Raw genomic sequence first — 1491 nt, 5'->3', positions numbered from 1 at the left:
GGTCTTGAGGCGCGGTTTCGTCGGACATGAGGAGCGGAGCCCCGGTAGAACTGGCAGTCGACCAAGACAAGCCGTTCACAAAAACCGGAGGCTCCGCTGTCCGAACAGTGTGCCATCACGCGTACCGTCACGGTGGCCGGAGGCCGGTTTGCGCCCGGTCATCTCGGTGAACTCACCCAGCTGGTGCCCTTCGAGATGGTCGATGCGGCGCTGAACGCGACCAGGGCCGTGCAGTGCCGGCTGCGGGATCTGCCCTCCCGGGTTGTGGTCTACCTGCTGCTGGCCGGGTGCCTGTTCCCGGAGACGGGCTACCTCGGCGTGTGGCGTAAGCTCACCGGGGCGCTGGCCGGCTTGCCGGTGGTCTCGCCGACGGCGAGCGCGCTGGCCCAGGCCCGCCGCCGCATCGGCAGTAAACCGCTGCGGTGGCTGTTCGATCTGCTGCGGGGCCCGGACGCGACAGGGCACGGGCCGGGGATTCGCTGGCACGGGCTGCTGGTGGTCGCGCTCGACGGCACCACTGTGACGGTCCCCGACACGCCCGCTGTCATGACCAGGTTCACCAAGCAGGCGGGCAACCACGGCGGGACCGGATACCCGCAGGTCCGCCTGCTCGCCCTGGTCGCCTGCGGCACCCGCACCCTCATCGACGCGGTATTCGGACCCACCACCACGGGCGAGACCACCTACGCCCCGCGCCTGCTGCCCAGCCTGCGGCCCGGGATGATCCTGCTGGCCGACCGCAACTTCGGTGCCCAAAAGCTCGTGGCCGACATCGCGGGCACCGGAGCCGAGGTCCTGGTCCGGCTCAAGAACGGCCGCCGCATGCCCGTCCTGGCCCGCTACCGGGACGGCTCCTATCTCTCGGCGCTGGGCGGCCTGCACGTCCGCGTCATCGACTGCGAGATCACCGTCACCACCACCGCCGGGAAACACACCGGCCTCTACCGGCTGGCCACCACCCTGCTCGACCACCACCGCCACCCGGCAGCCGGACTCGCCACGCTGTATCACCAGCGATGGGAGATCGAAACGGCCTACCTGGAACTGAAGTCGACCATCCTCGGCGGCCGGGTCCTGCGGGCCCGCACTCCCGACGGCATCGACCAGGAGATCTACGCCCTGCTGGTCGTCTACCAGCTGCTGCGCACCGCCATGGCGGACGCCACCAGCACCCAATACGGCACCGATCCCGACCGCGCCAGCTTCAGCATCGCCTGGCAGAGCGCCCGCGACCTGGTGGTCCAGGCCGCCGGCGTCATCGCCGGCACCGTCGTCGACCTCGCCGGCACCATCGGCCGACACGTCCTGGCCGACCTGCTGCCCCAACGGCGGCTACGGATCAGCCCCCGCATCGTCAAACGCGCCATCTCCAAGTACCAGGCCCGAGGCCCCCACATCGACCGGACCAGCTACAAAGCCACCACCGGCATCGAAATCCTCGCACCCGCAGGCCCTTGACAACCTCCCCCAACCGCAAACTGAACGGCCTTG

The 1491-nt window shown here is 69.7% G+C and carries 1 protein-coding gene; it reads left to right on the top strand.

Annotated elements, in window-relative coordinates; all coding sequences use genetic code 11:
- Positions 1–132: 132 nt before the first annotated feature.
- Entirely contained in the window at positions 133–1458 is a 1326-nt protein-coding gene (locus KYY02_RS33535; protein ID WP_371244833.1) for an IS4 family transposase, read from the top strand.
- Positions 1459–1491: the final 33 nt, after the last annotated feature.

It is taken from the genome of Streptomyces pimonensis, assembly GCF_041380215.1.
GTDB classification, from domain to species: domain Bacteria; phylum Actinomycetota; class Actinomycetes; order Streptomycetales; family Streptomycetaceae; genus Streptomyces; species Streptomyces pimonensis.
This window is presented reverse-complemented; position numbering and strand designations above follow the sequence as displayed.